Raw genomic sequence first — 26336 nt, 5'->3', positions numbered from 1 at the left:
TCATCGGAGGCCCCAATGTTTCAGGTCCTGTCCAGCGCGTGGGCGCTGTTGCTCGGAATGGGTCTTTTGATGATCGGCAACGGCCTGCAGGGCACCATCCTGGGCGTTCGTGGCGAGATCGAAGGGTTCTCGACACTTCAGATGTCCTTTGTGATGTCGGCGTATTTCCTTGGGTTCCTGGGCGGATCGCGCCTGACGCCCGAGATGATCCGCAGGGTCGGGCATGTCCGAGTTTTTGCCGCGCTGGCCTCATTCATCTCGGCCGTGATGATCATGTATCCGATGCTGACCGACCCGATTGCATGGGTTCTGGGCCGCGTCGTGATCGGGTTCTGTTTCTCGGGTGTGTATGTCACTGCTGAAAGCTGGCTGAACAACGCAGCCAGCAATGAAAACCGTGGTCAGGCCCTGTCGCTGTATATGATCGTCCAGATGACCGGGATCATCAGCGCGCAAGGGCTTGTTTTGCTGGGCGATCCGGCGGGCTATGAAACATTCGTCATCGCCTCGATCCTGGTTTCGGTCTCGTTTGCGCCCATTCTGCTGTCAATTTCCCCCACACCGGCCTTCGACACCACCAAACCCATGACCCTGCGCGAGTTGATGGGGAAATCGCCCCTGGGCTGCGTCGGCATGTTCCTGCTGGGCGGCGTATTCTCGGCCCAGTTCGGGATGGCACCAGTCTATGGCGCACGCGCCGGGCTGACATTGGTCGAAATCTCATCCTTCGTGGCCGCGTTCTATATTGGGGCAGTGGTTCTGCAATATCCGCTGGGCTGGTTCTCGGACCGGATGGATCGCCGTGTTCTGATCATGCTTGTTTCGGCTGGCGGCGGCATCGGTGCCGTGGTTGGAATGATCTTTGGTCTGGCATTCCCGGTTCTGCTGGGCGCTGCCTTCCTGATCGGCGGCATGTCCAATCCGCTCTATTCACTGCTGATTGCCCACGCTAACGACTTTCTGGAGCATGAGGATATGGCGGCGGCCTCGGGCGGGCTGATCTTCATCAACGGTCTGGGCGCAATTGCCGGTCCGCTGATCACCGGCTGGCTGATGGGTGATGCCATTTTCGGACCGCAGGGCTTCTTCCTGTTTATCGCCGCCCTGTTGTTCATGACCGCAGTCTATGCGCTCTACCGGACGACGCAGCGCCCGACTGTACCTGTCGACGAAACCGGCACCATGTCCCCGCTTTATCCCACCGCGTCGCCGGTTGCGCTTGAAGTGGCACAAGAGGTGGCCATCGAGGCCGCCGAAGCTGAACAGGATACGCAGGAAGTCGCTTAAGACACGTAAATATGTCGCTAATGTTGCAATATTTTACTGTTACAATTCTGTAAAACAGCCTTAAATGACGTTACGTCCCTGGGGAGGGCACAAGTTGGAGTTTAGGGCAATGGTAGGGCCTGAAGACGTATTGAGTTATTGGTTAGATGAAGTTGGTCCCAAAGGTTGGTATCTACAGGATGACGCGTTGGACGTGGAAATCCGGGACCGTTTCCAGACAACATGGGAGGCCGCAACCGAAGGGACATTCTCTCTTTGGCTGACCTATCCCAGCGGGGTGTTGGCCTACATCATCCTGACCGACCAGTTTCCACGCAACATGTTCCGAGGCAGCGCAAAAGCCTTTGCAACGGACAAGGCGGCGCTTACCGCCGCCAAATGTGCGGTGGACAAGGGTTGGGATATGAGGATCGATGAACCGGCCCGGCAGTTCTTTTATCTGCCCATGATGCATTCGGAAAACCTGTGCGATCAGGAACGCTGTGTGCGCCTGATGTGCCAGAACCTCAGCAGCAACCCGGGCAATCTGTTACATGCTCGGGCCCATCGTGAGGTGATCCGCAAATTCGGCCGGTTCCCCTATCGGAACGAGGCACTGTCGCGCCACTCGACCGAACATGAGACAGCATATGTCAACATGGGCGGCTACGGTACAACAGTGCGCGAGCTTCAGGCGGCGAGTTAAGTCTCGGGGACGCATCCCCTGATGGCAAGGACCCGGTCGGCGACAACGTCGCCCGAGGTCTGAATGGCTTTTTCGATCAACAGATCCGGATGCTCTGCCAGGTCAGAGAACCGGGCCTGAGTTGTTTGCAGCTTGTCCTCGATCGCGTTCAGCCGGTTCATCGCCGTCTTAATCCGGCGCGACGTGGCGATGTCGATAACGCTGCCATCGGTTGGCAGGGCTGCAAGCTCGCTGCGCAAAGCCGCCAGTTCCCCCCGGATACCTTGTGCTTCGTCCCGCAGAGGTGTCACAACCTGCAGTGTTTCGGCGAAATCGGTTGTGACATTCTCGACGCTCGAGGCCAGCTTCCATCCCAGAAACAGGCAAAGCGCCACCAGAATCAATGTTGCGTTGAGCAGGGCAAGAAATAGATCTTTCAGAGTTTTGGCCATGGTAAGCCTTTCGAATGACTTGTGATTAGGAAAGCGGCGCCTCTGTCGGCTGTTCTTTTCTAGCCTTTGGGATGGCGCCGGTATAGGCTGAAAACAGCGCAATCCCGCCACTGTTTACCCTGCGTCGCTTTTGTCGCGGGTAGGGTGTGTTGATGCGTTCTGAAAAATAGTTTAATGGTAAACTAAATTTCATCCGACCTGCGCCGAGAGGGACACATGGCAGCACAATCTTTTGATCTGATCGTAATCGGGGCAGGCCCCGGAGGCTATGTTGCTGCCATCCGCGCGGCGCAACTGGGGCTGAAAACCGTTGTGGTCGAGCGTGAGCATCTGGGCGGTATCTGCCTGAACTGGGGTTGTATCCCGACCAAGGCGCTGCTGCGCTCGTCCGAAGTGTTCCATCTGATGGAGCGGGCCAAGGATTTCGGCTTGAAAGCGGACAAGATCGGCTACGATCTGGATGCGGTGGTCAAACGGTCGCGCGGTGTTGCGGGGCAGCTTTCCGGCGGCATCGGGCACTTGCTGAAGAAAAACAAAGTGTCCGTGATCATGGGCGAGGCCACGATCCCCGCCAAGGGCAAAGTGACCGTCAAGACGGACAAAGGCACCGAAGAACTGACGGCCAAAAACATCGTGCTGGCCACCGGCGCTCGGGCGCGCGAACTGCCGGGGCTCGAGGCGGACGGCGATCTGGTCTGGACCTACAAACACGCGCTGCAACCGCCCCGGATGCCGGAGAAACTGCTGGTCATTGGGTCGGGCGCCATCGGCATCGAATTCGCCAGCTTCTACAATACGCTTGGCGCGGACACGACCGTGGTCGAGGTGATGGACCGCGTGCTGCCTGTCGAGGACGCCGAAATCAGCGCCTTCGCCAAGAAAGCCTTCACCAAGCAAGGCATGACCATCATGGAAAAGGCGATGGTCAAGCAGTTGGATCGCGCCAAGGGCAAGGTCACGGCGCATATCGAGGTCAAGGGTAAGGTCGAGAAACACGATTTTGACACCGTGATCTCTGCCGTTGGTATCGTGGGCAATGTCGAGAATCTGGGACTAGAGACTCTGGGCGTCAAAATCGACCGAACCCATGTGATCACAGACGAATATTGCCGCACGGGGGTCGAGGGTCTCTATGCCATCGGCGACATCGCTGGCGCGCCTTGGCTGGCGCATAAGGCAAGCCACGAGGGCGTCATGGTCGCGGACCTTATCGCGGGCAAACACGCACATCCGGTCAAACCCGAAAGCATCGCAGGCTGCACCTATTGCCAGCCGCAGGTTGCTTCGGTCGGCTACAGCGAAGCCAAGGCCAAAGAACTGGGCTATGACATCAAAGTCGGCCGCTTCCCGTTCATCGGCAACGGCAAGGCCATCGCGTTGGGAGAGCCCGAGGGCATGATCAAAACAGTCTTCGATGCCAAAACCGGAGAGCTTCTGGGTGCCCATATGATCGGCGCGGAAGTGACCGAACTGATCCAAGGTTACGTGGTTGGTCGACAGTTGGAAACAACAGAAGAAGACCTGATGAACACCGTCTTCCCGCACCCAACGCTGTCCGAGATGATGCACGAAGCCGTGCTGGATGCCTACGGGCGTGTGATCCATATGTAAGGAAGGGGGCTCTGCCCCCGCCGCGGCAAGCCGCGACTCCCCCGAGGTATTTTCAAACAGAAGAAGCAGGGGATCCGTACTTCTTCTGTTCCCAAATACCTCGGAGCGCGAGGCAGAGCCTCGCAAAAGACTCTTACTTATTCAAAGCGTCCAGAATGCGGGCCCAGGAGCGGATACCTTTGTGGAAGCTTTTGACGTCGTATTTCTCGTTGGGTGAGTGAATGGCGTCGTCGTCATTTGCATAGCCGACCAGCATCGAATCCAGCCCGAGCACCGTGTTGAAGTATCCGACAACCGGAATCGATCCGCCCATTCCGGTAAAGACGGCCTCGCGGTCCCATTCATCCGACAGCGCACCGCGCGCGGCTTCGAATTCAGGGCGGTCCAGGTTCATGACCGAAGCGGGTGAACCTTCAAGGTCGTTGTCCCACGTGACTTTGGCGTCCGGCGACAGGCGGTCAGCGACATGTTTGCGGATTTTCTTGCGCAGGGCGTCCGGATCCATGTCGCCAACAAGGCGGCAGGTGATCTTGCAATGCGCCTCGGACGGGATCACCGTTTTGGACCCTGCGCCGTTGTACCCGCCCCAAAGGCCGTTGACCTCAAGCGTCGGGCGCGTCCATTGCTGTTCGAGAGTCGAGTATCCCTTTTCCCCATGGGGCTGGCTGTAACCGACCGAGTTCAGGTAGTCGGCTTCGTCAAAGCCGCAGTTTTTCCATTGGCGCAGCTGCTCGGCAGGAACCTCGTGCACGCCTTCGTAGAATCCCTCGACTGCGACGCGTCCGGTTTCATCGTCGTAGAACGAGGCGATGATCTTGGACAATTCGCGCAGGGGGTTCAGGCCCGGGCCGCCGTAGTGGCCGGAATGCAGGTCGATGCGCGGGCCGATGATGGTGAATTCGTCCTTCAGCATCCCGCGCAGTTGCGATGAAATCGAGGGCACGCCGCGTGACACCATCGAGGTGTCACAAACCAATGCCAGATCGGCCTGCAATTCTTCTTTGTTGGCCTCAAGAAAGGGCACCAGCGAGGGCGAGCCCGATTCTTCCTCACCTTCGAAAAAGAAGGTGATGCGGCAGGGCAGGGTGCCGTGAACGGCTTTCCAGGCGCGGCAGGCTTCGACGAAGGTCATCAACTGACCTTTGTCGTCCGACGACCCTCGTCCCCGAATGACCGGGCCGTGTTCGGTGTATTCGATGGCCGGATCGAAGGGATCGCGGTTCCACAGGTTCAGCGGATCAACCGGCTGCACATCGTAGTGGCCGTAAAACAGCACATGCGGGCCATCCAAATCCTCGCCCACATGTCCGACAACCATGGGATGCCCCGGGGTTTCGCGTTTTTCGGCCTTGATACCGATGGTTTGCAGATCGGCCACAAGCCAGTCGGCGGCCTGATCGACCTGCTCTTTGAAGGCGGGGTCGGTCGAGATGGACGGGATGCGCAACAGCTCCATCAACCGGTCGATCGAAGTTTGCAGATCGGAATCGATCCGGGTCAGCACGGCGTCTAGCGACATAACAGGGCTCCTGCGTGATTTTGGATTGTGGCGAACCTACCAGCGTGGCCGCTGCCGTCCAGAGGCGTTGAGGTGGAATTTGTGCTATCATTGGAAACCGGGCGGGCTAAGACACGGGGCCTGCGTCGTTTCCTCGCGTCTGGGGGGCGTAACTATGCTTGCTCGACCCGAATGAAGTTTATATTTGATGCAGGTCAAAGTTAGGTTCTTCCGTTCGACTGTAGTGAGGTAGGACGAGGGAACGAAAAACCGCCGGAACGCTTTAGGTTGTGACAGGTGGTGGAATACGCGCTTAGGGTGGGTGTATCACCTTGGGTGAATTAGGAGGGTCCGGTGGACTATACTGCTCAGCTCGATACAGCGATTGCCAGGCTGCATGACGAAGGACGTTACCGGACCTTTATCGATATCGAACGTCGGAACGGGCATTTCCCGCACGCGGTTCGCACCCGTCCTGACGGATCAACGCAGAACATCACCGTGTGGTGCGGCAATGACTATTTGGGCATGGGCCAGCACCCGGTTGTTCTGGAGGCGATGCATGAGGCTGTCGATGCGGCTGGTGCAGGCTCGGGCGGGACGCGCAATATCTCGGGCACCACGGTCTATCACAAACGGCTTGAGGCCGAACTGGCCGATCTGCACGGCAAGGAATCGGCCCTGCTGTTCACCAGCGCCTATATCGCTAACGACGCGACGCTTTCCACTCTGCCCAAGCTGTTCCCCGGTCTGATCATCTATTCGGATGCGCTGAACCATGCTTCGATGATCGAAGGCGTGCGCCGCAATGGCGGGGCCAAGCGCATCTTCCGCCACAATGACGTCGCCCATCTGCGCGAACTGCTGGAAGCGGATGATCCCAATGCGCCCAAGCTGATCGCTTTTGAGTCGGTCTATTCCATGGATGGCGATTTCGGCCCGATTGAAGAGATCTGCGACCTGGCCGATGAATTCGGCGCCCTGACTTATATCGACGAGGTCCACGCGGTTGGCATGTACGGCCCGCGCGGCGGTGGCGTGACCGAGCGTGATCGTCTGGCCCATCGTATCGACATTATCAATGGCACGCTGGCGAAAGCCTATGGCGTCATGGGCGGCTATATTGCGGCCAGCGAGAAGATGTGTGACGCCGTGCGCTCTTACGCGCCGGGCTTCATCTTTACCACGTCTTTGCCGCCTGCGGTTGCGGCAGGGGCGGCTGCCTCGGTGGCGCATCTGAAAACGGCCCCTGAGCTGCGCGAACAGCACCAGACTCAGGCCAGTATCCTGAAGCTGCGCCTGAAAGGGCTGGGCCTGCCGCTGATCGATCACGGCAGCCATATCGTCCCGGTCATCGTCGGGGACCCTGTACACACCAAAATCCTCAGCGACCGGTTGCTTGAGGATTATGGCATCTATGTGCAACCGATCAATTTCCCGACCGTCCCGCGCGGGACCGAGCGTTTGCGGTTTACCCCGTCTCCGGTGCATGGACCGGGCGAATTGAACCGTCTGGTGCAGGCCATGGACGAACTTTGGTCACATTGTGCGCTAAATCGCGCCGAACTTGCCGGATAACCTCACGCCAAAGTGTGCAACTTATTTGCCACGTGTTAAGCTTACGCTAACAAAAGTGACGGACGAATCGTTATGGGGGCGATTCGCCGTTAGCGCGAAACGCGTGACAGGCAGAATGGGGCAGCAGGATGATTGGGCGCAGATCACAGCGCGAAGCCGAGGAAGGTGTAGACGTCAGACCCAAAGGGTTTGACGATTACGAGGTTCGGCTTGGTGATCGAATGCGCGGCGAGCGTGCCACCATGGGCAAATCGCTTCTGGACGTTCAGCGCGAGCTTCGGATCAAAGCCAACTACATCGCTGCCATTGAAAACGCCGACCCCGACGCATTTGACACACCCGGCTTCATCGCCGGATATGTGCGTTCCTATGCCCGTTATCTGGGTATGGACCCCGACGAAACCTTCGCCACCTTCTGCGCAGAAAGCGGGTTCGAGGTGGCGCATGGAATGTCCGCTCAGGCGTCTGTTGTGCGCAAACCCTCGGGCGATTTGCCCGCGCGCGGACCGATGGGGCGCGACCCCTTCATTTCGCCCAACACACCCTACATTCCGGGCAAGGAATCTCTGGTCAGTCAGATAGAACCGCGCGCCATCGGATCGTCGCTGGTGCTGTTGGCGCTGATCGGTGGTATCGGCTATGGCGGCTGGTCCGTTCTGAACCGGATCCAGCAGGTGCAGGTCAGCCCGGTTGAACAGGCCCCCGTCGTTCTGTCTGATCTTGATCCGCTGGATGCCGCCCGCAGCGCCTCGCCTGAGGTCGAAACAGCAGAAGCACCCAGTGTCGAGGCGCTGGATCGTCTGTACCGCCCGCAGGCCTTGGATGTGCCGGTTCTGGTGGCGCGCGATGCACCGATCTCAACGCTCGATCCGCGTGATGTGGGCACGTTCCGCCCGCCTGAACTGCCCGAGGTTGTGGTGGCCGACATCCATACCGTGGAACGCCCGGCCTTGCCGCAGGTTGTTGAACAGATCGACACCACGCTGAAGATCGTGGCCGTCGATCCGGCCTGGATGCGCGTCACGGCCGCCGATGGCAGCGTGATCTTCGAAGGTACTCTGGGCACGGTCGAGCAGGGCAATGTGTTCGAAGTGCCGCTGACCGAAGAACCGCCGCAGCTGCGTGCAGGCGCTTCGGGTTCGGTCTATTTCTCGATGAACGGCAAGCATTACGGCCCCGCCGGTGCACCGGGCACCGTGGCGAAAGGCGTTGTCCTGTCCAAGGATGCGGTGTCCGAGGTTTATGCCGAAGCCGATCTTGAGGCCGAGCAGAACAGCGCCCTGAAACAATTCGTGGCCGAGCTGCAGACCGAAGTCGCGGAACAACCGTCCGAGTGATCTAGCCATTGCGGTACCCCGGTTCGCGGACTATCTAATGTCGCAACCCAGCTAGACGCGGACAGGTTCTCATGTCTCTTAATCATGTACGCCCTTGGCGCGACATTTATCGCCGCAAATCCCGTCAGATCATGGTCGGCAATGTGCCGGTTGGTGGTGATGCGCCCATCGCCGTGCAGACCATGACCAACACCCTGACCACGGATGTGGCTGCGACGGTTGCGCAGGTGCAGGCGGCGGCCGAGGCTGGTGCGGATATCGTTCGCGTGTCGGTCCCGGATGAGGCATCCGCGAAAGCGCTGAAAGAGATCGTGCGCGAAAGCCCGGTGCCGATTGTGGCCGACATTCATTTTCACTACCGCCGAGGCATCGAAGCCGCCGAGGCGGGTGCCGCCTGTCTGCGGATCAATCCGGGCAATATCGGGGATGAAAAGCGCGTCAAAGAGGTGATCAAAGCCGCCCGCGACCACAATTGCTCGATCCGCATTGGGGTGAACGCGGGGTCCTTGGAAAAGCATCTGCTTGAGAAATATGGCGAGCCGTGCCCCGAGGCGATGGTCGAAAGCGGGTTAGAGCATATCCGCATCCTGCAAGACAACGACTTCCACGAGTTCAAGATCAGCGTGAAGGCCAGCGACGTGTTCCTGTCGGCAGCCGCCTATCAGGGCATTGCCGAGGCCACGGATGCGCCGATCCATCTGGGTATCACCGAGGCCGGTGGGCTGGTCAGCGGCACCATCAAATCCGCCATCGGTCTGGGCAATCTGCTATGGATGGGCATTGGCGACACGATCCGCGTCAGCCTGTCCGCGGATCCGGTGGAAGAGGTCAAGGTCGGCTTTGAAATCCTCAAATCGCTGGGCCTGCGCCATCGCGGGGTCAACATTATCTCATGCCCGTCCTGCGCGCGGCAGGGGTTTGACGTGATCAAGACGGTCGAGGCGCTGGAGCATCGTCTGGAACACATTAAAACACCGATGTCCTTGTCGATCATCGGCTGCGTCGTAAATGGTCCGGGTGAGGCGCTGATGACCGATGTGGGCTTTACCGGCGGCGGGGCGGGCTCCGGCATGGTCTATCTGGCGGGCAAGGCCAGCCACAAGATGTCGAACGATCAGATGATCGATCACATCGTGGAAGAGGTCGAGAAGAAAGCCGCCGAGCTGGATGCAGCGGCAGAGGCGGCGGAGTAGCCTTCTGTCCCACAAAGGGAGGATTGGCATGTATCTCAAGGCAATTGAACAGGGCGGCGTGGCCGTCGTCACAGGGGCGGCCAGCGGTGTGGGCCGCGTATCGGCCATCCGGTTCGCACAGGCAGGTCTAAGCGTCATTCTGGCCGATCTGCCCGGTGAGCGGCTGAATGAGGCCGTGGCCGAGGTTCGTGGCCATGTTGCGGACAGAGCCCAGGTGTTCGCTGTTCCGACTGATGTCACCAAGCAGGAAGACATCGATGCGCTGGCCGACAAAGCTTTTGCCACAGGGCCGGTCGCCGTATTGATGAACAATGCCGGTATCAGCCTGCCGACCAAGGCATGGTCCGGGATGGAAAACTGGCTGAAACTGCTTGAGGTTAACTTTCTGGGTGTTCTGCGCGGGGTACAGGCCTTTGTTCCGCGCATGATCGAGGCCGGTCGCCCCGCCGTAGTGATCAATACCGGCTCGAAGCAGGGTATTACCACGCCGCCCGGCAATCCGGGCTACAATGTCAGCAAGGCGGCTGTGCGCGTTCTCAGCGAACAATTGGCGCATGAATTACGGCAGGCCGAGGCCCCGATCTCGGTGCATCTGTTCGTTCCCGGTTTTACATATACCGGCATGATCGCCGCGTTCCTTCCGGAAAAACCCGATGCCGCCTGGACCAGCGAGCAGACGGTGGATCATTTCATAAGCCGCATGTCGGCAGGTGAGTTCTACATTCTTTGCCCGGACAATGACGTGGACAGCACCCGCGACAACCGCCGGATCGAGTGGAATACGGTCGACCTGACCGAAAACCGCCCGGCTTTGTCACGCTGGCACCCGGATTATGCGGAGAAATTCGCCGAGTTTGAAAAGACCGGAAAGTAGAACCTTCCGCAGAATCGGCGTAACTTTGGATAAACCGCGTTGGCCCGGTTAGTTTGACGATGGCAGCGTTGACAGATCAAGAACGAGAGATTGCCCGCCTTCGGCAAAATAAATCGGGTGTACCTTTAAATTTTTGTCAGTTGGACCCCTTTGAGGGCGACCCCACAAATCGAAATGAGCGCCTTGGCATGGATCGAAGAACCCGTCGTAATCACCAGCCTTGGTCAGGACGATGCACCCAAAACCTCCGGTGTTGATAGGGCTGACGATGAGCCATTCGATGCGTGCAAATTCCTCGGGCCCAAGGAGCGTTGCGAGCGATCCATCATTCAATGCTTCAGCCCAGTCTTCCTGGGGAATGCTCGGGTCAGCTTGCGACATTGCCGCTGCCATCTCTGCTTGGTCGCGGCGCCATATAACGACGGGCTTACGGCCAAAAACTAGGGTTCTAACGTCGCCAGGTTCCCAACTTTTAATAGGTACGGTTTGCATTCTCGCCTGATAGCGGGCTTCAACGTCCGCAGTTGGTTCGGCACTGGAAAACAGGTAATACAGCCCAACTGTGACTATCAGCGCAGCCCATCCTGCGGTCAGGTAGTAAAGGAAATTGCCTTTAGTCTGCATGAAATACATAATCTGAATCGGTTGAGAAACGGCTGATGCCTGCACTTCGCCCGGTATCGCGAATGCGTTGATTTTCGGCGCGGAGTGAACTGCGGTTTTAGGTGGGGCGGTCAACCCGCCCCATCGCGTTACCCGCGATCCGCGCGAACCCCATCCGCAATCTGTTGCATCTGATCGGCGGGCAGGAAGCCGCGCAGCATCTCAGTGCCCAGAACAAACGAAGGCGTGCCCGAGATTTGCATCCGCTGTGCCAGAGCGCGGGTGTGCTGGATTTCATCGGTGACCTGATCGCTATCCATTGCGGCGATGATCGCGTCGCTGTCCAGCCCCAGACCGTCCGAGATACGGCGCAGGGTCACTTCGGACGGCTCGCCGCTGAATTCAAGCAAGGCGTCGTGGACCTGTTTATAGGCATCAGCGCCCGCCACATGTTTGGTGGCCACGGCAAAGCGCGAGGACAGGACCGAGGCGTCGCCAAGGATCGGGAATTCTTTGATCACCAGCCGGATGTTGCCATCAGCTTCCAGCAACTGTGCCACTTCGGGCACCGCGCGGCGGCAATAGCCGCAGCGATAGTCCATGAACTCGACCAGAGTGATATCTCCGTCCGGGTTGCCGCCGACCCAGCTGAAGCCGTCATTGAACAACTCATCCGCGTTGGCCGCGACCAGTTCCTTGTCCGCGGCGGCTTCGGCGGCGGCGTTGCGCTGTTCTAGAATGTTGATCGCTTCCAGAATGACCTCGGGGTTTTCCAGAAGGTACTCACGGACCTGGGCGCCAAATTCGGCGCGCTCGGTCTCGGTCATGGCGTTCAGGTCCAGCGCCTGTGCCGGGCCTGTGATCAGGGAAAGCCCCAGAAGGGCGGGTGCTGCATGTCTGAGGATCATTTCCTGTTCCTTTTTGCTTTCTTTGCGCGTTCCGAGGCAATCAACACATCCTGTGCCCTTTGCCAACCCGGAGAGCCCTCGGGCAATTGCCCGACGGCGCGCCTTGCGTGGATCCCCGCATCGGCCAACCGGCCTTGCAGGGCATATCGTTCCGCGGTGACGGTCGCCGCCATCCCGTTATTTCCAACCTGCGAATAGGCGAGGCCCAGGTCGCGCATCAGGCGGGCGTTTCGAAAATCACGCGCCCGCGCTTTTTCAAGCACGCCCAAAGCCTCGTTAGTCTTGCCTTGCGCCAGCAATGCGCGCCCGTATCCGGCTAGAATCAATGAATCATTCGGAGCCATCTCGACCGCTTGCCCATAAGCTTGAACAGCCTCGGACAATTGTCTGTTTTCCAACAGGATTTGCCCCTTGAGCTCGTAGTAGAACGGATCGTCCGGGCGAATGGCCAGCGCTTCGTCAATGGCTGCGCGGGCACGGGCGAGATTGCGGTTTTGGTGATGGGCCGACGCCTCGCGCATCATGCGAATGTCGCGGTCGGTTTCCTCTTTGGCGCGGCGCAAGGTCCATGTGGGCGAGCGCAGAAAGGCCGAAAGCTTGCCCTTGACCCGCGCGAACCAGTAGTCGGCATTGGCGTTGGGCTCGGCCTTGTCTCCGAATTCTTCCAGAAACGCTTCGGCTGCGCGCAGACGTTCGCGGCTGGTGGGGTGGGACCGCATGTAAGGGTCCTGATTGGTCAGGCTCAGCAATTCCTGCCCGGCAAATTTGCGATGCAGCGTCACCATGCCGCTGGGCGATATCCCGGCCCATCGCAGGTAACTGGCGGCGCTTCGGTCGGCCGAGGCCTCTTCGGCCCGCGTATGGCCCAGAAAACTGCGCAAGGCCGAGCCCTGTACACCAGCGGCAATCCCGGCTGCGGCTTCCCCACCGCCAGCGACGGCGGCGATCAGGGCCAAGGCGGTGCCCAGGCCCGCATTGCGGTTTGCCGCCCGCAGGTTCTCGGCACGACGGGCGAGGTGCCCGTTGGCGATGTGGGCGGCCTCGTGTGCGATCACCGCTTGCAGCATTTCGGGGCTGTCGACACCCAGAATCAGACCGTAATTCAGGTAGATGGCGTTGTAGTCGATGACAAAGGCGTTGAACGTGCTGTCATTGACCACCAGAATCCGAACCCGGTTGGTGTTCAGACCGGCGGCGCGCAGTACCGGAAAGGCCAGCTCTCGCAGCCCATATTCGATATCGGGGTCGCGGATCAGGCTTTGGGCATGGCTTTGCGCTGCGGCCGTCAGCCAAACGACAGCCGCCAGTATCAGGGCCGGGATTGACGCCAGCCGGGATACGCGTTCAAAAGCCATGGCTGCAACATGGGAGATGGGCATGAGAAACTCAACCCGGTCCGGGGTCGATCCGTTTATTGTGATGGACGTGATGGAGGCCGCGCGCAAGGCGGAAGAGGCCGGACGCCACATCATCCACATGGAGGTCGGCCAACCCGGAACCGGTGCCCCCAAAGGCGCGACCGAAGCTTTGGCCGGGGCGATGCAGCAAGGGCCATTGGGTTATACGGTGGCTTTGGGCCTGCCCGCGCTGCGGCAGCGGATCGCGCGGATGTATGGCGAATGGTACAATGTCGATCTGAACCCCGAACGTGTGGTGATCACGCCCGGCTCATCCGGCGGGTTTCTGCTGGCTTTCACCGCGCTCTTTGACAGCGGCGACCGCGTAGGCGTTGGCGCGCCGGGCTATCCGTCTTATCGGCAGATCCTGAAGGCCCTTGGCTTGGTCCCAGTCGATCTGCCGACTGCGCCTGAAAACCGGCTGCAACCGGTGCCCAGCGATTTTGCCGGGCTGGACCTTCAGGGCCTGATGGTCGCGTCCCCGGCTAATCCAACCGGCACTATGCTGGATCACGCCGCGATGGGCGCGCTGATCGAGGCGGCGCGGGGGCAGGGTGCCTCATTCATCAGCGATGAGATTTATCACGGGCTGGAATATGAGGCCAAAGCCGTCACCGCGCTGGAACTGACGGATGAGTGCTATGTGATCAACTCGTTCTCCAAGTACTTCTCGATGACTGGCTGGCGGGTCGGCTGGATGGTGGTTCCGGAAGATCAGGTACGCGTGGTCGAGCGGATCGCCCAGAACATGTTCATCTGCGCGCCCCATGCCAGTCAGGTGGCCGCGCTGGCCGCAATGGATTGCGAAGATGAATTGCAGGCCAATCTGGATGTCTACCGTCAGAACCGGGCGCTGATGCTGGCAGGTCTACCCAAAGCCGGGTTCACCAATATCGCGCCGCCGGATGGGGCGTTTTATGTCTATGCCGACGTCTCGGACCTGACCGATGACAGCCGCGCCTTTGCGGCAGAGATTCTGGACAAGGCAGGTGTCGCGGTCACGCCGGGGCTGGATTTCGACCCCGCGCGCGGTCACACGACCCTGCGGTTCTCTTACGCGCGGGCCACTGCCGATATCGAAGAGGGGCTGTCGCGGCTGCACAGATTCATGTCCGAACGCGGTGCCTTGGCTGAACAGGTCTGACCCGTTCACAAAAGGCCCCGCGTGGTATAGGCTGCCAGCCAAACGATCTCGGGAAAACTTGAGGCCATGAGCAGGATTTTCTTTTGCATCGCCCTGATCTGGGCGCTCGCCAGTGCTGCGTTTGCGCAGGATTTCAACGCGCTGGCGCGTATTCAGCCAGATCAAAGCCGCATCGAGGATACGGGGCGCACGGGTGTCCGCGTCGATCTGGGCCTTAGCCAGGGGGTGCCGTACCGCATCTTTACCCTGCGCGACCCCTATCGCATGGTCATGGACTTTCAGGAGGTCGACTGGAGCGGCTTGAACCGTGACGATTTCCTGCAATCGGACCGGATCAGCGGCGTGCAATTTGGGGCTTATGTGCCCGGTTGGTCACGTTTGGTGCTGGATCTGGGTGCGCCGATGGCCGTGGACACTGCCGAGACGAAAATCGACCAAAATGCGGGGACGGCGGTGCTGTCGCTGAACCTGAAGGGCGTCGATTTTGACGCCTTCAACGCCACGGCAGGCGTGCCGCACAATCCCGGTTGGGATTTGCCGGAACCGGCGGTGACCGCCAAAGTGGTCCCGCCAAATGCAGATCGACCGCTGCGGGTGATGCTGGACCCGGGCCATGGTGGTATTGATCCAGGGGCCGAGGTTGGCGGGATCGATGAGAAAACCATGATGCTGACCTTTGCCCGCGAACTGCGCGAGCTGCTTTTGCGATCAGGCGGTTACGAGGTTTATTTGACGCGAACCGGCGATCATTTTGTGTCGCTGGAACGCCGCATCGCTCTGGCGCATCAGGCGGGAGTGGATCTGTTTGTCTCACTGCACGCGGATTCACTGTCCGAGGGGCAGGCCCATGGCGCGGTGGTCTATACCCTGTCGGAAGAGGCCTCGGACATGGCCAGTCTGAAACTGGCCGAACGGCATGATCGCGGGGATCTGCTGTCCGGCGTCGATCTGAGCGGGGCGGATGATCAAGTCACTGACGTTTTGCTGGATCTGGCGCGGCAGGAAACCCAGCCACGCACGGATGCGCTGGCGCGGGCGGTGGCGAACGGCATGGCGCAGCAGGGTGGGCCGATGAACAGCAAACCCTTGCGGTCTGCCTCCTTCTCGGTGCTCAAGGCAGCCGATATCCCCTCGGTTCTGGTCGAGCTTGGATTTCTGTCCAGCCCCAGAGACCTGAAAAACATCAAAAATCCCGAATGGCGCGCCCAGATGGCGCTGGGGATTTATCAGGGGCTGGAAGACTGGCGGCAGCAGGATGTGATCAGACGATCCCTGATTGGACAGTGACCTGAGGGCGCAAAGCGGCTAGAATGCGCTTGTGGTTTTGACCCTTGGGCGGTGCGTCCCTATATAGGCGGCAGCGCGAGAAAAAGGCAGTAACGTGATCCGGTTCATTCTTTCGATTTTCGGGGCGATCTTCAGCCTCGTGACTTTGGGTATTTTCATGACCGCGCTGGTGATCGGCGCGGTATTCTGGATGTATGGCCGCGATCTGCCCAGCCATGAATCACTGGCCCAATACAAACCCCCGACGATTAGCCGGATTTACTCGGGTGAAGGCCAGTTGATCGACGAATTCGCGCAGGAACGTCGCCTGTTCACCCCGTCCGAGGAAATTCCCGATCTGGTGAAACAGGCCTTCATTTCGGCGGAAGATAAGAACTTCTACAGCCACCAGGGCTATGACCCGCGCGGAATCATCGCCGCCGGTGTTGAAGCGGTGCGCACGAAGGGTGAGACCGTGCGCGGGGCGTCGACCATCACGCAGCAGGTGATGAAGAACTTCCTGCTGTCCGGCGACCGTCGGGCCGAGCGCAAGATCAAGGAAATCATCCTCGCCACCCGGCTCGAGGATACGTTGGACAAGGAACAGATCCTCGAACTCTACATGAACGAGATCTTTCTGGGCCAGAACTCCTACGGCGTGACCGCTGCGGCGCAGACTTATTTCAACAAGACCCTGCAGGAACTGGCCCCGCATGAGGCCGCGATGCTGGCCGCCATGCCCAAGGCACCGTCTGACTACCATCCGGTTCGCCAAAAGGAACGCCTGCTGGCCCGTCGCAACTATGTGCTGCGCGAGATGAACCAGAACGGCTATATCGATCAGGCGACCTATGAGGTCGAGGTCGAAATGCCTCTGCGCTCGGTTCAAAACGGAGATTTCGAAAGCTTCCGTACCGCCTTGCCACCGCGTGATTATTTCACCGATGAAATTCGCCGTCAGCTAAGCGAGGATTTTGGTGAGGGTGAATTCTTTACCGGCGGCTTCACCGTCCGCGCCTCGGTTGACGAAGAGATGCAGGTCGAAGCCGCCCGCGCGTTGCGTGAAGCGTTGCAGAAATACGACCTGTCGCGCGGCAAATGGCGCGGAACCGGCGAGGTGATCCCAGAAGAACAATTGGCGGACGAGGCGCAGTGGCGTCAGGCGCTTGCGCTGATGGAAATCCCCCGCGACGTGGTGCTGCCGACCCAATGGTACCCGGCGGTTGTGATGGACGTGGCCGAACAGCAGTTGACGGTCGGGATCGAGGATGGCCCGTCCGATGGCACAATCCCGCGATCTGACATCAAATGGATGCAGGGCAACTTCTTCGACAATTTCAAACGCGGCGACGTGATCCTTGTCATGGCCGGGGAAGAGGGCCAATGGTCCGCCCGTCAGGTGCCCGAAGTGCAGGGCGGTTTTGTCGCGATGGATGTGAACTCGGGCCGTGTTCTGGCGATGCAGGGCGGGTTCTCGTATCAGGATACGGTGTTCAACCGCGCCACACAGGCGCAGCGTCAGCCGGGATCGTCCTTTAAGCCCTTCGTTTATGCTGCCGCGCTGGACAGTGGCTACAGCCCGGCAACCATCGTTGTGGATGCCCCGATCGAGGTGAACACGCCGCAGGGCCTGTGGCGGCCCAAGAACTCGTCGAACAAATTCTATGGTCCCACGCCGCTGCGCACGGGGATCGAGCAATCTCGGAACCTGATGACCATTCGTCTGGCGCAAGAGGTCACGATGCCCGTTGTCGCCGGATATGCGGAACGGTTTGGGGTCTATGACCGGATGGGCGCGTTTCTGGCCAACTCCTTGGGGTCCGAGGAAACCACGCTCTACAAAATGGTTGCCGCCTACGCGATGTTCGCCAATGGCGGTGAACGGGTCGAGCCCACTCTGGTCGACCGTATTCAGGACCGCTTCGGCAAGACGATCTATCGCCATGACGACCGGCAATGTCTGGATTGCAACTCGAGCTGGCTGGAGCCGGACGAGTCACCCACTATCGAGACCAACCGCTCTCAGGTCATGGATGCGATCACCGCGTATCAGCTGACGTCCATGATGAAGGGCGTTGTGGATCGTGGCACTGCGTCGCGCTATGTGAACCTGCCGGTTCCAACGGCGGGCAAAACCGGAACGACCAACGAGTCGAAGGACGCGTGGTTCATCGGCTTCACCTCGAACATCGTAGCCGGTTGCTATATTGGTTATGACCGTCCGCGTCCGATGGGCCGGGGGGCCTATGGCGGCACAATGTGCGGCCCGGTCTTCCAGAGCTTCATGGAAAAGGCCGTTGAGAAATACGGTGGCGGCCCGTTCGAAGTGCCCGAAGGTGGCCATTTCATCAAGATCGACCGCTTTAGCGGTGCGCGCCTGCCTGCGGATGCAACGGGCGACTATGTGGTGGCCGAGTATTTCCGGGATGGCGTCGATGGCTTCATCGACCGGATTTATGACGGTGGCTTTGCTATCGGCTCGGACCTGCCGCTGTTCGAAGAGGTTCAGCGCGCAGGCGTTCAGGTGCAGACCTCGACCGGTCAGACGGTTACGGTTGGGCCAAAGGCCACGCAAGGCGACGTGACGACGGGCGGGCTTTACTGATCCGCAGCCCTGAGAAATGAGTGCAAAAGATCGGCCTCGTCATCCCTTGTGACGAGGCCGTTTGACCTCCAGAAGATCGACATGGCGCATTTGGCTGCCGCCCATTGGGCAAGCCGTTCGCGCGAAACACCAAGAGCATCGGCATAGAGCGTCAGGCAGCGTTCGATCTGCTTTGACTGGCGCACCAAATCCGGCATTCCTTTCGGGTGACGGATTGCATTTGCCAGTTCGAAGGCGGGATCGCCCAGATACCCTTTGGCATCAAACACACGTGGGCCGCTGTCTGTCAGGATGACGTTGTCCGGGTGCAGGTCGCCATGCAGCGGCTGGGATGTTGGTTGGGTTTCCAACAGATGCTTGGCCAGAGCGATGGCGCGCGTCATGTCCTGCGTCAGGGGCGTTGGGCATCCCGGGGCGAACCTGTATTGAAAGAGGGGTGTCATGACGTCGGCAAGCGGGCGCAGCCCTTGCAGTGTTGGTTGTGGCGATGCGTGTAACCTTGTGGCAGTTTCTGCCAGCGCGTTCAGAGCCTCAATCACCGCGCCTTGCCGGGCTATGTCGCCGAGGGTTGGGCCCTCGAGCCATTCCATCAAAATCGCCGTTTCGGTTTCTCGCAGGATTGTAACGGCACCCCGGTCTTGCCATGCTCTCAACAGATCGGCCCCACAGGCTTCGTTGCCCCGATCGGCGCGGAGATAGAATTTCAGCGCGGCATCTGCGCCGCTCGCATCGCGCACCTTCCACACCCGCGCGGCACCGGTTTCGGCGACGGGGCTGACCATGGTCAGTTGCCAGCGATCCAGAATCTCTTGCGATGGGGCCTGCATTCACTTCTTGCCTGTCTTGTGGTGGCCTTCACCTCTTGCTATCACGCAGGCCTGATTGAGCAAGTTGGGACAAGACCATGCGCGCCGAAACCCAGAATATCGTGGCGGAAATCGAAAAGTCGCTGGAGCTGTTGGCGCAGCGCATGGACTATGAAACCGCACCGCACCGGCTTGAGGAATTCAACGCGCGCGTCGAGGATCCCAACCTGTGGGACAGCCCCGAAAACGCGCAGAAACTGATGCGCGAGCGTCAGATGCTGGTCGATGCGATTGAGACCTATGAGACCATCAAAACCGATCTCAGCGACAATATCGAGCTGATCGAACTGGGCGAGATGGAAGAGGACGAAGAGGTTGTTCAGGACGCCGAAGCGGCCATCAAGGCGCTTGGGGCCAAGGCGGCCAAGAAAGAGCTTGAGGCGCTGCTGGATGGCGAGGCCGACAGCAATGATACCTTCCTCGAGATCAACTCGGGCGCGGGTGGGACGGAAAGCTGCGACTGGGCCTCGATGCTGGCGCGGATGTATGTGCGGTGGGCCGAGAAGAAGGGATACACTGTCGAGTTGCAGTCCGAGACGGCGGGCGAAGAGGCGGGGATCAAATCTGCCGCCTACAAGATTTCCGGCCACAACGCCTATGGCTGGCTGAAATCGGAAAGTGGCGTGCATCGGTTGGTGAGGATTTCGCCTTATGACTCGGCGGCCAAGCGGCATACCTCGTTCAGTTCGGTCTGGGTTTACCCGGTGGTGGACGACAATATCGAGATCGAGGTGAACCCGGCAGATATTCGTATCGATACGTATCGTTCATCGGGTGCGGGTGGTCAGCACGTGAACACCACGGACTCGGCGGTTCGGATCACGCATATCCCGACCGGGATTGTTGTGACCTCGTCCGAGAAGTCTCAGCACCAGAACCGGGACATTGCCATGAAGGCGCTGAAATCGCGGCTGTATCAGCAAGAGCTGGACCGCCGAAATGCCGACATCAACGCGGCGCATGAGGCGAAGGGCGATGCCGGTTGGGGCAACCAGATCCGGTCTTACGTCTTGCAGCCGTATCAGATGGTGAAAGACCTGCGGACGAACCATGAGACCTCGGACACCAAAGGTGTGTTGGACGGGGATCTGGACGGGTTCATGGCGGCGACACTTGCATTGAACGTAGCAGGCAAAAGCCGGTCCGAGGCGCAGGGCGACTAAGTGGGTCGGGGGCTCTGCCCCCGCCGCGGCAAGCCGCGACTCCCCCGAGATATTTTTAGCCAGATGAAGGGGATCCGGGCGGCACAGGCTGACCCGGGAAAGATGTATTTAAACAGTGGGTTTTATTGATCTTGCGGCCCGGCTAGGCTGATTGTGACGTGAGTTGCATTGCTGCCGGAGCCCATATGAACCTCTCAGACCATTCTGCGCGGACGATGATTTCTGACCTGTCGCACAGGCGGGTGACAGCGGTCGAGGTGATGCGTGCGACGCTGGAGCGGATCGGGCAGGTGAATGGCGTGGTGAATGCTATTGTCGCCTTGCGGGACGAAGATGCGCTGTTGGCCGAGGCGCAGGCGTTGGATGATGGGCCCATTCGTGGGCCGCTGCACGGGGTGCCGATCGCAGTGAAGGATTTGGTCAACGTGGCGGGCGTCGTTTCATCGCAGGGATCGCCTTTGTTCGATGGGGTTGTGCCGGAAACCGATGATCTGATTGCAGCGCGGATGCGTTCGGCAGGGGCGATCCTGATTGGCAAGACCAATACGCCGGAATTTGGGTTGGGCTCGCATACGTTCAATCCGGTCTATGGGGCGACGCGGAACCCATATGACGCCGCGCGCACCTGCGGCGGGTCTTCGGGCGGGGCGGCGGTGGCCTTGGCGACGGGGATGGTGGCGCTGGCAGATGGTTCGGACATGATGGGCAGTTTGCGCAACCCGGCAGCGTGGAACAATGTGTATGGCTTTCGGCCCAGCTGGGGGCGGGTGCCGTCGGACCCGGTTGGCGATGGGTTTTTGCATCAGTTGTCGACTTTGGGTCCGATGGCGCGAAGCCCGGAGGATCTGGGCCTGTTGTTGGATGTGATCTCAGGCCCTGATCCGCGCCTGCCTCTGGCTGCTTCAAGCGCAACGGTCTCACCAGTGAGACCCGCCGATCTGAGCGGTATTCGGATTGGGTGGCTGGGCGATTGGGACGGGGCGTTTCCGATGGAGGAGGGGGTTCTGGACCTCTGCCAAGTGGCCACGCGGGTCTTTGAAGACCTGGGGGCTGAGGTCGAGCCCGTGCCGCCGCCCTTTGATGCCGAACGGATGTGGGACAGTTGGATCACCCTGCGATCCTGGTCGGTTGCTACGGGTCTGGAGCCCTTGTCCGGGCAACGCTCGGCCTTGAAGGACAGCGCGCTGTGGGAGTTGGAACGGGGCCTGGCGCTGACCGCCATGCAGGTTCATCAGGCGAGTGTGGTGCGGTCCGAATGGTTCCGGACGGCGGCGGAGGTATTTCAAAGCTATGACGCGCTGATCCTGCCTGCCGCGCAGGTCTGGCCCTTTGCGGTTGAGACACCGTATCCGACCGAGATTGCCGGGCGTGCAATGGACACTTATCACCGCTGGATGCACGTGACGGTGCCGGTCAGCCTGATTGGCTTGCCCTGTCTGGCGGTTCCGGCCGGGTTTGGGGCGCAGGGGTGGCCGATGGGCTTGCAACTGTTCGGGCCGCGCGGGTCGGACGCGCGGTTGTTGTCGCTGGGCGCGGCTTATCACGCCGCAACCGATTGGCCAAAAAGAATACCGGCAATGCTATAGCGCCGGGCAGGGAGGGAGGAAACGAGATGGAGAAGCCTTTTGGAGTTCCACAGATGCAAGCGGTCAACACCGCGATGTTGCGCAGCGCTTTGCGACAGGCCTGGGCCGATTATCGCCGCGCGCCGGTGTTTGGTCTGATATTTGCCGGGTTCTATGTTCTGGCCGGGTGGGCGATGGCCTGGGTGACGGTGCAAACAGGCACAACCTTTTGGCTGGTTCTGGCTGCCATCAGTTTTCCGTTGCTTGGACCTTTTGCAGCGGTTGGGCTGTATGAGGTCTCGCACCGGTTGGAACGGGGTGAACCACTTGATATGAAGGCGATTTTCGGGGTAGTGATACAGCAAAGCCGCCGTCAACTTCCTTCGATCTGCGCCATTATTGTGGTGGTGTTTCTGTTCTGGTTCTTTCTGGGTCACATGATCTTTGCCCTGTTCATGGGGCTGTCGACCATGACGAACGTGTCCACGTCGATCGAGGTGTTTCTGACGCTGAACGGATTGACGATGCTGGCCGTCGGCACCGTTGTTGGCGCTGTGTTTGCGACGCTTCTTTACATGATTTCCGTTCTGTCGATTCCGATGCTGCTGGATCGCGAGCTGGATTTTGTCACCGCCATGATTGCCAGCTTTACGTATGTTTCCGAAAATAAGGCCGTGATGCTTGCATGGGGGGCGTTCATTGCCGTGCTGACATTTGTCGCCATGATTCCGTGGTTTCTGGGCCTGCTGATTGTCCTGCCACTGTTGGGGCACGCAAGCTGGCACCTGTATCGAGAAATCGCGCAAGCCGACAAGGCCGAGATCGCTAGCTGACAGCCAGCCCACCCGGCGCGGACAACGTGCTGGATTTCATGGATTGCCGGGCCGTGTGGAACACGGCACCGGCGTTCTGGCCAAGATGCTGCAACATGACCGGTTTGGGCTCCTGCGCCGTAGACGGCCGGATCACCGTGCCGCGCCAGTGATCTGCATCGGGGGTGATGACGTAAATCTTGCTGTTTGCCCCGCCGCGTTGGGATGTCAGGATCGAGACGTGATCCCCGGAACTGGCGGCAATGCCCTGAATCTCGCGGGCTTTTGGCGGTGCGCCGGGCATCAGGCCGCGTGGCGTGTATCCGCGGACCAACGTGCATTGCGGCAAACGGGTTGCGTACAGCATCGACACTTGCGGCGTAAGGGGCTGGCTTTCGACAACTGCATAGAAACCGGACGGAAAGGGGGTCGCGGCGCTGGGTTCGGACCCAGAGCCAAGAAACTGGGTCAGGACGGAACTGGCCGGGTGGCCCTCGGTCTTAGGAATGTCGTTCAGCGGTTCCAGAACAATTCGGGCATCAATGTCGAAGAACCGGCAGATGCGATCCAGAACGTCGGGGCGGGGAAAACTTTCGCCTGCCAGATAGCGGTTGAACTGGGTCCGGTTGATCCCCAGTTTCCGACACAGAGCCGAGACAGACGGATGCTGTCGCGCAAGCTGTCTGAGATTCGAACCGAACATGGCCCGAAGCTCAGCAGGGCTGCGAATGTCGTCGGTCATGTCTGTCCCCGGCGTTACCAATTCCCTGCAAAAACATGATAGCGGCGTCCGGATAACCGTACGCATATCAGCAATCGTAAAGATGACCCCAAGCAACGTATCCCCACGTCGCGTTGCGGCCACGAGGCTAACGCGCCGTAAGCCAAAGGCAATAGGCTTTATTCCAATTTGTTTGATGTTTATCCGAGAGAGGGCGGCGTTATGACAAAATTAACGCACATAAACTCAATCAGAGGCTGTCAGGGGCAGCATATTGGCACGTCAGGCCTGTCCTTGCCCCGGTTTCATCCAGTGAACCGGGGCAGGGCGTTGGTTCTTTAGTCGCCGCGCAGCAAGGCAGCGACGCCGGTGCGGGCAATCTCGATCAATCCCAGCGGACGCATCAGATCGGCAAAGGCGTCGATCTTGTCCGGCGCACCGGTGATCTCGAAGATGAACGAATTGAGCGTGCTGTCGACCACATTGGCGCGGAAGATATCGGCCAGCCGCAGCGCCTCGACCCGTTTGTCGCCTTCGCCCACCACCTTGATGATGGCCAGTTCACGCTCGACCGAGGGGCCCTCGACCGTCAGGTCATGCACGTCATGAACCGGCACAATACGGCCAAGTTGCGCCTTGATCTGCTCGATCACCTGCGGGGTTCCGGCGGTGACAATGGTGATCCGGCTCAGGTGGCCGGTGTGATCCACCTCGGCCACAGTCAGGCTTTCGATGTTGTAACCACGGCCCGAGAACAAGCCGATCACGCGGGCCAGAACACCGGGTTCGTTCTCGACCAGAACCGCGATGGTGTGGCGTTCCTGAACGTCCGAAAACGTAGGCCGTAGGTTATAGGCCGAGTGGCGGGTGGAGCCTTTTTTGATATGTAGGGCAGACATTTATGTCCCTTTCATCATCCATCTGTGGCCGGACGCGCGAGGCGTCCGACTGAAATCTTCAAATGCGTCAGACCAGAACCGAGCCTTTGGAGTCGATCACGCCCTGTGTCTCGGCCTCGCCCAGCAGCATTTCGTTATGGGCCTTGCCCGACGGGATCATGGGGAAGCAGTTTTCGTGCTTTTCGACCAGACAGTCGAAGATCACCGGGCCGTCATAGGTGATCATCTCCATGATCGCATCGTCCAGATCGGCGGGGTCGGAACACAGGATGCCTTTCGCCCCAAACGCCTCGGCGAGTTTTACGAAATCGGGCAGGGCCTCGGACCAGGAATGCGAATAGCGCTCGCCATGCAGCAGTTCCTGCCACTGGCGCACCATGCCCAGACGTTCATTGTTCAGGATGAACTGTTTCACCGGCAGGCGGTACTGAACGGCGGTGCCCATTTCCTGCATGTTCATCAGCCACGACGCCTCGCCCGCAACGTTGATCACCAGCGCATCCGGGTGCGCCATCTGCACACCGATCGAGGCCGGGAAGCCATAGCCCATCGTGCCCAGACCACCGGATGTCATCCAGCGGTTCGGATCTTCGAACCCGAGGTACTGCGCGGCCCACATCTGGTGCTGGCCCACTTCGGTGGTGATGTAGCGGTCGTGTTTCTTGGTCAGCTCTTCCAGCCGCTGCAGCGCGTGCTGCGGTTTGATGGTCTTTTCGCTGGCGGTGAAGGCCAGGCAATTCACCTTGCGCCAATCCGCGATCTGCGCCTGCCATTGCTTGACCGAGGCCGCATCGGTTTTGCGCCCGCGCGACTTCCAGACCTTCAGGATGTCTTCCAACACATGGGCCACGTCGCCAACAATCGGGATGTCCACGCGGATCACCTTGTTGATCGAGGACGGATCGATATCGACATGCGCTTTCTTCGAATTGGGCGAGAACGCATCGATGCGCCCGGTGATCCGGTCATCGAACCGCGCGCCGATATTGATCATCAGATCGCAGTCATGCATCGCCATGTTGGCTTCGTACAGCCCGTGCATGCCCAGCATACCCAGCCAGTTTTCGCCCGACGCCGGATACGCCCCAAGACCCATAAGGGTCGAGGTGATGGGGAAGCCGGTCGCGTCCACCAGCTCGCGCAGCAATTGGCTGGCCGCGGGGCCGGAATTGATGACGCCGCCGCCTGTGTAGAAAACCGGCTTCTTGGCAGTTTCCATTGCGGCAACCAGTTCGGTGATCTCTTCCAGATCGCCTTTCAGAACCGGCTGGTAATGCGATGTTGACGGCTTCGGCGCGTTGTATTCACCGCTTGCAAACTGCACGTCCTTCGGGATGTCGATCAACACCGGGCCGGGACGGCCGGATTTGGCGACGTGAAAGGCTTCGTGAATGGTTGCGGACAGGGAATCCGTATCCTTCACCAGCCAGTTATGCTTGGTGCAGGGGCGGGTGATGCCGACGGTGTCGGCCTCTTGAAACGCGTCCGAACCGATCATGAAGGTCGGAACCTGTCCGGTCAGAACCACAATCGGGATCGAATCCAGCAGCGCGTCGGTCAGACCGGTCACCGCGTTGGTCGCGCCGGGACCGGATGTCACCAGCGCAACGCCCGGCCTTCCGGTCGAGCGCGCATAGCCTTCGGCGGCGTGCACCGCGCCCTGTTCGTGGCGTACCAGAATGTGGCGAATGTCGTTTTGCAGAAAGATCTCATCATAGATCGGTAGCACGGCGCCGCCGGGGTATCCGAATACCGTGTCCACGCCCTGATCCTTGAGGGCCTGAACCACCATCTTTGCGCCGGTCATCTCACGTGTCATCTGCTTTGCTCCGTTCGCGACATGTGTCTTGCGTTTCGCATAAAAAAAGCCCCCGATTTTTTCGGAGGCGCATG

General features: G+C 59.7%; 22 protein-coding genes. 13 read left to right on the top strand and 9 right to left on the bottom strand.

Annotated features, from left to right (window positions below; all coding sequences use genetic code 11):
* Positions 1-15: 15 nt before the first annotated feature.
* Positions 16-1287, top strand: coding sequence for an MFS transporter (locus ACR0KJ_RS05620; RefSeq protein WP_170449962.1), 1272 nt, complete (start codon positions 16-18; stop codon positions 1285-1287).
* A gap of 109 nt (positions 1288-1396) precedes the next feature.
* Complete coding sequence (locus tag ACR0KJ_RS05615) at positions 1397-1972, top strand: DUF924 family protein (protein ID WP_480626146.1); 576 nt, start codon at positions 1397-1399, stop codon at positions 1970-1972.
* Here ACR0KJ_RS05615 and ACR0KJ_RS05610 read toward each other — a convergent pair.
* Positions 1969-2403 carry a hypothetical protein gene (locus ACR0KJ_RS05610; RefSeq protein WP_480626145.1) on the bottom strand — a complete coding sequence of 145 codons (435 nt, stop codon included), beginning with the start codon at positions 2401-2403 and terminating at the stop codon, positions 1969-1971. The genes ACR0KJ_RS05615 and ACR0KJ_RS05610 overlap by 4 nt on opposite strands.
* Before the next feature lie 216 nt (positions 2404-2619).
* On the opposite strand from ACR0KJ_RS05610, the gene lpdA reads away from it, so the two are divergent.
* Entirely contained in the window at positions 2620-4014 is a 1395-nt protein-coding gene (gene lpdA / locus ACR0KJ_RS05605; RefSeq protein WP_480626144.1) for a dihydrolipoyl dehydrogenase, read from the top strand.
* A gap of 133 nt (positions 4015-4147) precedes the next feature.
* Here the strand turns inward: lpdA and ACR0KJ_RS05600 are convergent, their stop codons facing one another.
* Positions 4148-5533: a dipeptidase gene (locus ACR0KJ_RS05600; RefSeq protein WP_480626143.1), complete on the bottom strand. Its 1386-nt coding sequence runs from the start codon at positions 5531-5533 to the stop codon at positions 4148-4150.
* A gap of 333 nt (positions 5534-5866) precedes the next feature.
* Here ACR0KJ_RS05600 and hemA point away from each other — a divergent pair, with 333 nt between their 5' ends.
* From hemA to ACR0KJ_RS05580, 4 genes are all read left to right on the top strand, one after another.
* Positions 5867-7090 carry a 5-aminolevulinate synthase gene (gene hemA, locus ACR0KJ_RS05595; protein WP_170449972.1) on the top strand — a complete coding sequence of 408 codons (1224 nt, stop codon included), beginning with the start codon at positions 5867-5869 and terminating at the stop codon, positions 7088-7090.
* A gap of 128 nt (positions 7091-7218) precedes the next feature.
* Entirely contained in the window at positions 7219-8427 is a 1209-nt protein-coding gene (locus tag ACR0KJ_RS05590) for a helix-turn-helix domain-containing protein (RefSeq protein ID WP_170449974.1), read from the top strand.
* A 71-nt stretch (positions 8428-8498) separates the two neighbouring features.
* A complete protein-coding gene (gene ispG, locus ACR0KJ_RS05585) occupies positions 8499-9620 on the top strand; it encodes a flavodoxin-dependent (E)-4-hydroxy-3-methylbut-2-enyl-diphosphate synthase (RefSeq protein WP_170449976.1) in 1122 nt (373 codons plus the stop codon).
* A 28-nt stretch (positions 9621-9648) separates the two neighbouring features.
* Positions 9649-10494 (top strand): SDR family NAD(P)-dependent oxidoreductase, encoded by an 846-nt coding sequence (locus tag ACR0KJ_RS05580; protein WP_480626142.1) that lies wholly within the window; start codon positions 9649-9651, stop codon positions 10492-10494.
* A 48-nt stretch (positions 10495-10542) separates the two neighbouring features.
* Here the strand turns inward: ACR0KJ_RS05580 and ACR0KJ_RS05575 are convergent, their stop codons facing one another.
* Genes ACR0KJ_RS05575 through ACR0KJ_RS05565 form a run of 3 tightly spaced genes read right to left on the bottom strand, consistent with a single transcriptional unit; the run spans position 10543 to position 13384 of the window.
* Positions 10543-11232 carry a Rieske (2Fe-2S) protein gene (locus ACR0KJ_RS05575; protein WP_480626141.1) on the bottom strand — a complete coding sequence of 230 codons (690 nt, stop codon included), beginning with the start codon at positions 11230-11232 and terminating at the stop codon, positions 10543-10545.
* Positions 11233-11246: 14 nt separating this feature from the next.
* Positions 11247-12005 (bottom strand): DsbA family protein, encoded by a 759-nt coding sequence (locus ACR0KJ_RS05570; protein WP_480580754.1) that lies wholly within the window; start codon positions 12003-12005, stop codon positions 11247-11249.
* Positions 12002-13384 (bottom strand): M48 family metalloprotease, encoded by a 1383-nt coding sequence (locus ACR0KJ_RS05565; protein WP_170449982.1) that lies wholly within the window; start codon positions 13382-13384, stop codon positions 12002-12004. The genes ACR0KJ_RS05570 and ACR0KJ_RS05565 overlap by 4 nt, the downstream gene beginning before the upstream one ends.
* Between ACR0KJ_RS05565 and ACR0KJ_RS05560 the strand changes: the two genes are divergently transcribed.
* The 3 genes from ACR0KJ_RS05560 (at position 13383) to ACR0KJ_RS05550 (ending at position 18417) form a co-directional block, all read left to right on the top strand.
* Complete coding sequence (locus ACR0KJ_RS05560) at positions 13383-14546, top strand: pyridoxal phosphate-dependent aminotransferase (RefSeq protein WP_480626140.1); 1164 nt, start codon at positions 13383-13385, stop codon at positions 14544-14546. The two genes, ACR0KJ_RS05565 and ACR0KJ_RS05560, sit on opposite strands and share 2 nt — an antisense overlap.
* A gap of 66 nt (positions 14547-14612) precedes the next feature.
* The gene (locus tag ACR0KJ_RS05555; RefSeq protein WP_480626139.1) at positions 14613-15833 is read left to right on the top strand and encodes an N-acetylmuramoyl-L-alanine amidase; all 1221 of its coding nucleotides are present in this window, start codon (positions 14613-14615) and stop codon (positions 15831-15833) included.
* Positions 15834-15927: 94 nt separating this feature from the next.
* Positions 15928-18417 (top strand): PBP1A family penicillin-binding protein, encoded by a 2490-nt coding sequence (locus ACR0KJ_RS05550; protein ID WP_170449988.1) that lies wholly within the window; start codon positions 15928-15930, stop codon positions 18415-18417.
* Here the strand turns inward: ACR0KJ_RS05550 and ACR0KJ_RS05545 are convergent.
* Positions 18411-19244 (bottom strand): aminoglycoside phosphotransferase family protein, encoded by an 834-nt coding sequence (locus ACR0KJ_RS05545; protein ID WP_480626138.1) that lies wholly within the window; start codon positions 19242-19244, stop codon positions 18411-18413. The genes ACR0KJ_RS05550 and ACR0KJ_RS05545 overlap by 7 nt on opposite strands.
* Before the next feature lie 77 nt (positions 19245-19321).
* Here ACR0KJ_RS05545 and prfB point away from each other — a divergent pair, with 77 nt between their 5' ends.
* The 3 genes from prfB to ACR0KJ_RS05530 all read left to right on the top strand — a co-directional run bounded on the left by prfB (position 19322) and on the right by ACR0KJ_RS05530 (position 22844).
* The gene (gene prfB, locus ACR0KJ_RS05540; protein ID WP_170628925.1) at positions 19322-20446 is read left to right on the top strand and encodes a peptide chain release factor 2; all 1125 of its coding nucleotides are present in this window, start codon (positions 19322-19324) and stop codon (positions 20444-20446) included.
* Between the two features lie 185 nt (positions 20447-20631).
* Positions 20632-22032, top strand: a complete 1401-nt coding sequence (locus ACR0KJ_RS05535; RefSeq protein WP_480626137.1) for an amidase — start codon at positions 20632-20634, stop codon at positions 22030-22032.
* A gap of 26 nt (positions 22033-22058) precedes the next feature.
* Entirely contained in the window at positions 22059-22844 is a 786-nt protein-coding gene (locus tag ACR0KJ_RS05530; RefSeq protein WP_170449997.1) for a DUF2189 domain-containing protein, read from the top strand.
* On the opposite strand, the gene ACR0KJ_RS05525 is transcribed toward ACR0KJ_RS05530, so the two are convergent.
* The 3 genes from ACR0KJ_RS05525 to ACR0KJ_RS05515 form a co-directional block, all read right to left on the bottom strand.
* Positions 22837-23565: a helix-turn-helix domain-containing protein gene (locus ACR0KJ_RS05525; RefSeq protein WP_480626136.1), complete on the bottom strand. Its 729-nt coding sequence runs from the start codon at positions 23563-23565 to the stop codon at positions 22837-22839. The genes ACR0KJ_RS05530 and ACR0KJ_RS05525 overlap by 8 nt on opposite strands.
* Before the next feature lie 317 nt (positions 23566-23882).
* Entirely contained in the window at positions 23883-24443 is a 561-nt protein-coding gene (gene ilvN, locus ACR0KJ_RS05520) for an acetolactate synthase small subunit (RefSeq protein WP_170449999.1), read from the bottom strand.
* A gap of 67 nt (positions 24444-24510) precedes the next feature.
* Positions 24511-26262, bottom strand: a complete 1752-nt coding sequence (locus tag ACR0KJ_RS05515) for an acetolactate synthase 3 large subunit (protein ID WP_480626135.1) — start codon at positions 26260-26262, stop codon at positions 24511-24513.
* Positions 26263-26336: the final 74 nt, after the last annotated feature.

Source organism: Ruegeria sp. AD6, from assembly GCF_056542325.1.
The sequence above is the reverse complement of the archived record's forward strand: the minus strand, read 5'-3'. Positions and strand labels throughout refer to the sequence as shown.

What these genes read in the sequence shown, in the direction of transcription:
- ACR0KJ_RS05620 (WP_170449962.1), top strand. Translation starts at nt 16, where the DNA reads ATGTTTCAGGTCCTGTCCAGCGCGTGGGCGCTGTTGCTCGGAATGGGT.
- ACR0KJ_RS05615 (WP_480626146.1), top strand. Translation starts at nt 1,397, where the DNA reads ATGGTAGGGCCTGAAGACGTATTGAGTTATTGGTTAGATGAAGTTGGT.
- ACR0KJ_RS05610 (WP_480626145.1), bottom strand. Translation starts at nt 2,403, where the DNA reads ATGGCCAAAACTCTGAAAGATCTATTTCTTGCCCTGCTCAACGCAACA.
- lpdA (WP_480626144.1), top strand. Translation starts at nt 2,620, where the DNA reads ATGGCAGCACAATCTTTTGATCTGATCGTAATCGGGGCAGGCCCCGGA.
- ACR0KJ_RS05600 (WP_480626143.1), bottom strand. Translation starts at nt 5,533, where the DNA reads ATGTCGCTAGACGCCGTGCTGACCCGGATCGATTCCGATCTGCAAACT.
- ACR0KJ_RS05590 (WP_170449974.1), top strand. Translation starts at nt 7,219, where the DNA reads ATGATTGGGCGCAGATCACAGCGCGAAGCCGAGGAAGGTGTAGACGTC.
- ispG (WP_170449976.1), top strand. Translation starts at nt 8,499, where the DNA reads ATGTCTCTTAATCATGTACGCCCTTGGCGCGACATTTATCGCCGCAAA.
- ACR0KJ_RS05580 (WP_480626142.1), top strand. Translation starts at nt 9,649, where the DNA reads ATGTATCTCAAGGCAATTGAACAGGGCGGCGTGGCCGTCGTCACAGGG.
- ACR0KJ_RS05570 (WP_480580754.1), bottom strand. Translation starts at nt 12,005, where the DNA reads ATGATCCTCAGACATGCAGCACCCGCCCTTCTGGGGCTTTCCCTGATC.
- ACR0KJ_RS05560 (WP_480626140.1), top strand. Translation starts at nt 13,383, where the DNA reads ATGAGAAACTCAACCCGGTCCGGGGTCGATCCGTTTATTGTGATGGAC.
- ACR0KJ_RS05565 (WP_170449982.1), bottom strand. Translation starts at nt 13,384, where the DNA reads ATGCCCATCTCCCATGTTGCAGCCATGGCTTTTGAACGCGTATCCCGG.
- ACR0KJ_RS05555 (WP_480626139.1), top strand. Translation starts at nt 14,613, where the DNA reads ATGAGCAGGATTTTCTTTTGCATCGCCCTGATCTGGGCGCTCGCCAGT.
- ACR0KJ_RS05545 (WP_480626138.1), bottom strand. Translation starts at nt 19,244, where the DNA reads ATGCAGGCCCCATCGCAAGAGATTCTGGATCGCTGGCAACTGACCATG.
- prfB (WP_170628925.1), top strand. Translation starts at nt 19,322, where the DNA reads ATGCGCGCCGAAACCCAGAATATCGTGGCGGAAATCGAAAAGTCGCTG.
- ACR0KJ_RS05535 (WP_480626137.1), top strand. Translation starts at nt 20,632, where the DNA reads ATGAACCTCTCAGACCATTCTGCGCGGACGATGATTTCTGACCTGTCG.
- ACR0KJ_RS05530 (WP_170449997.1), top strand. Translation starts at nt 22,059, where the DNA reads ATGGAGAAGCCTTTTGGAGTTCCACAGATGCAAGCGGTCAACACCGCG.
- ACR0KJ_RS05525 (WP_480626136.1), bottom strand. Translation starts at nt 23,565, where the DNA reads ATGACCGACGACATTCGCAGCCCTGCTGAGCTTCGGGCCATGTTCGGT.
- ilvN (WP_170449999.1), bottom strand. Translation starts at nt 24,443, where the DNA reads ATGTCTGCCCTACATATCAAAAAAGGCTCCACCCGCCACTCGGCCTAT.
- ACR0KJ_RS05515 (WP_480626135.1), bottom strand. Translation starts at nt 26,262, where the DNA reads ATGACACGTGAGATGACCGGCGCAAAGATGGTGGTTCAGGCCCTCAAG.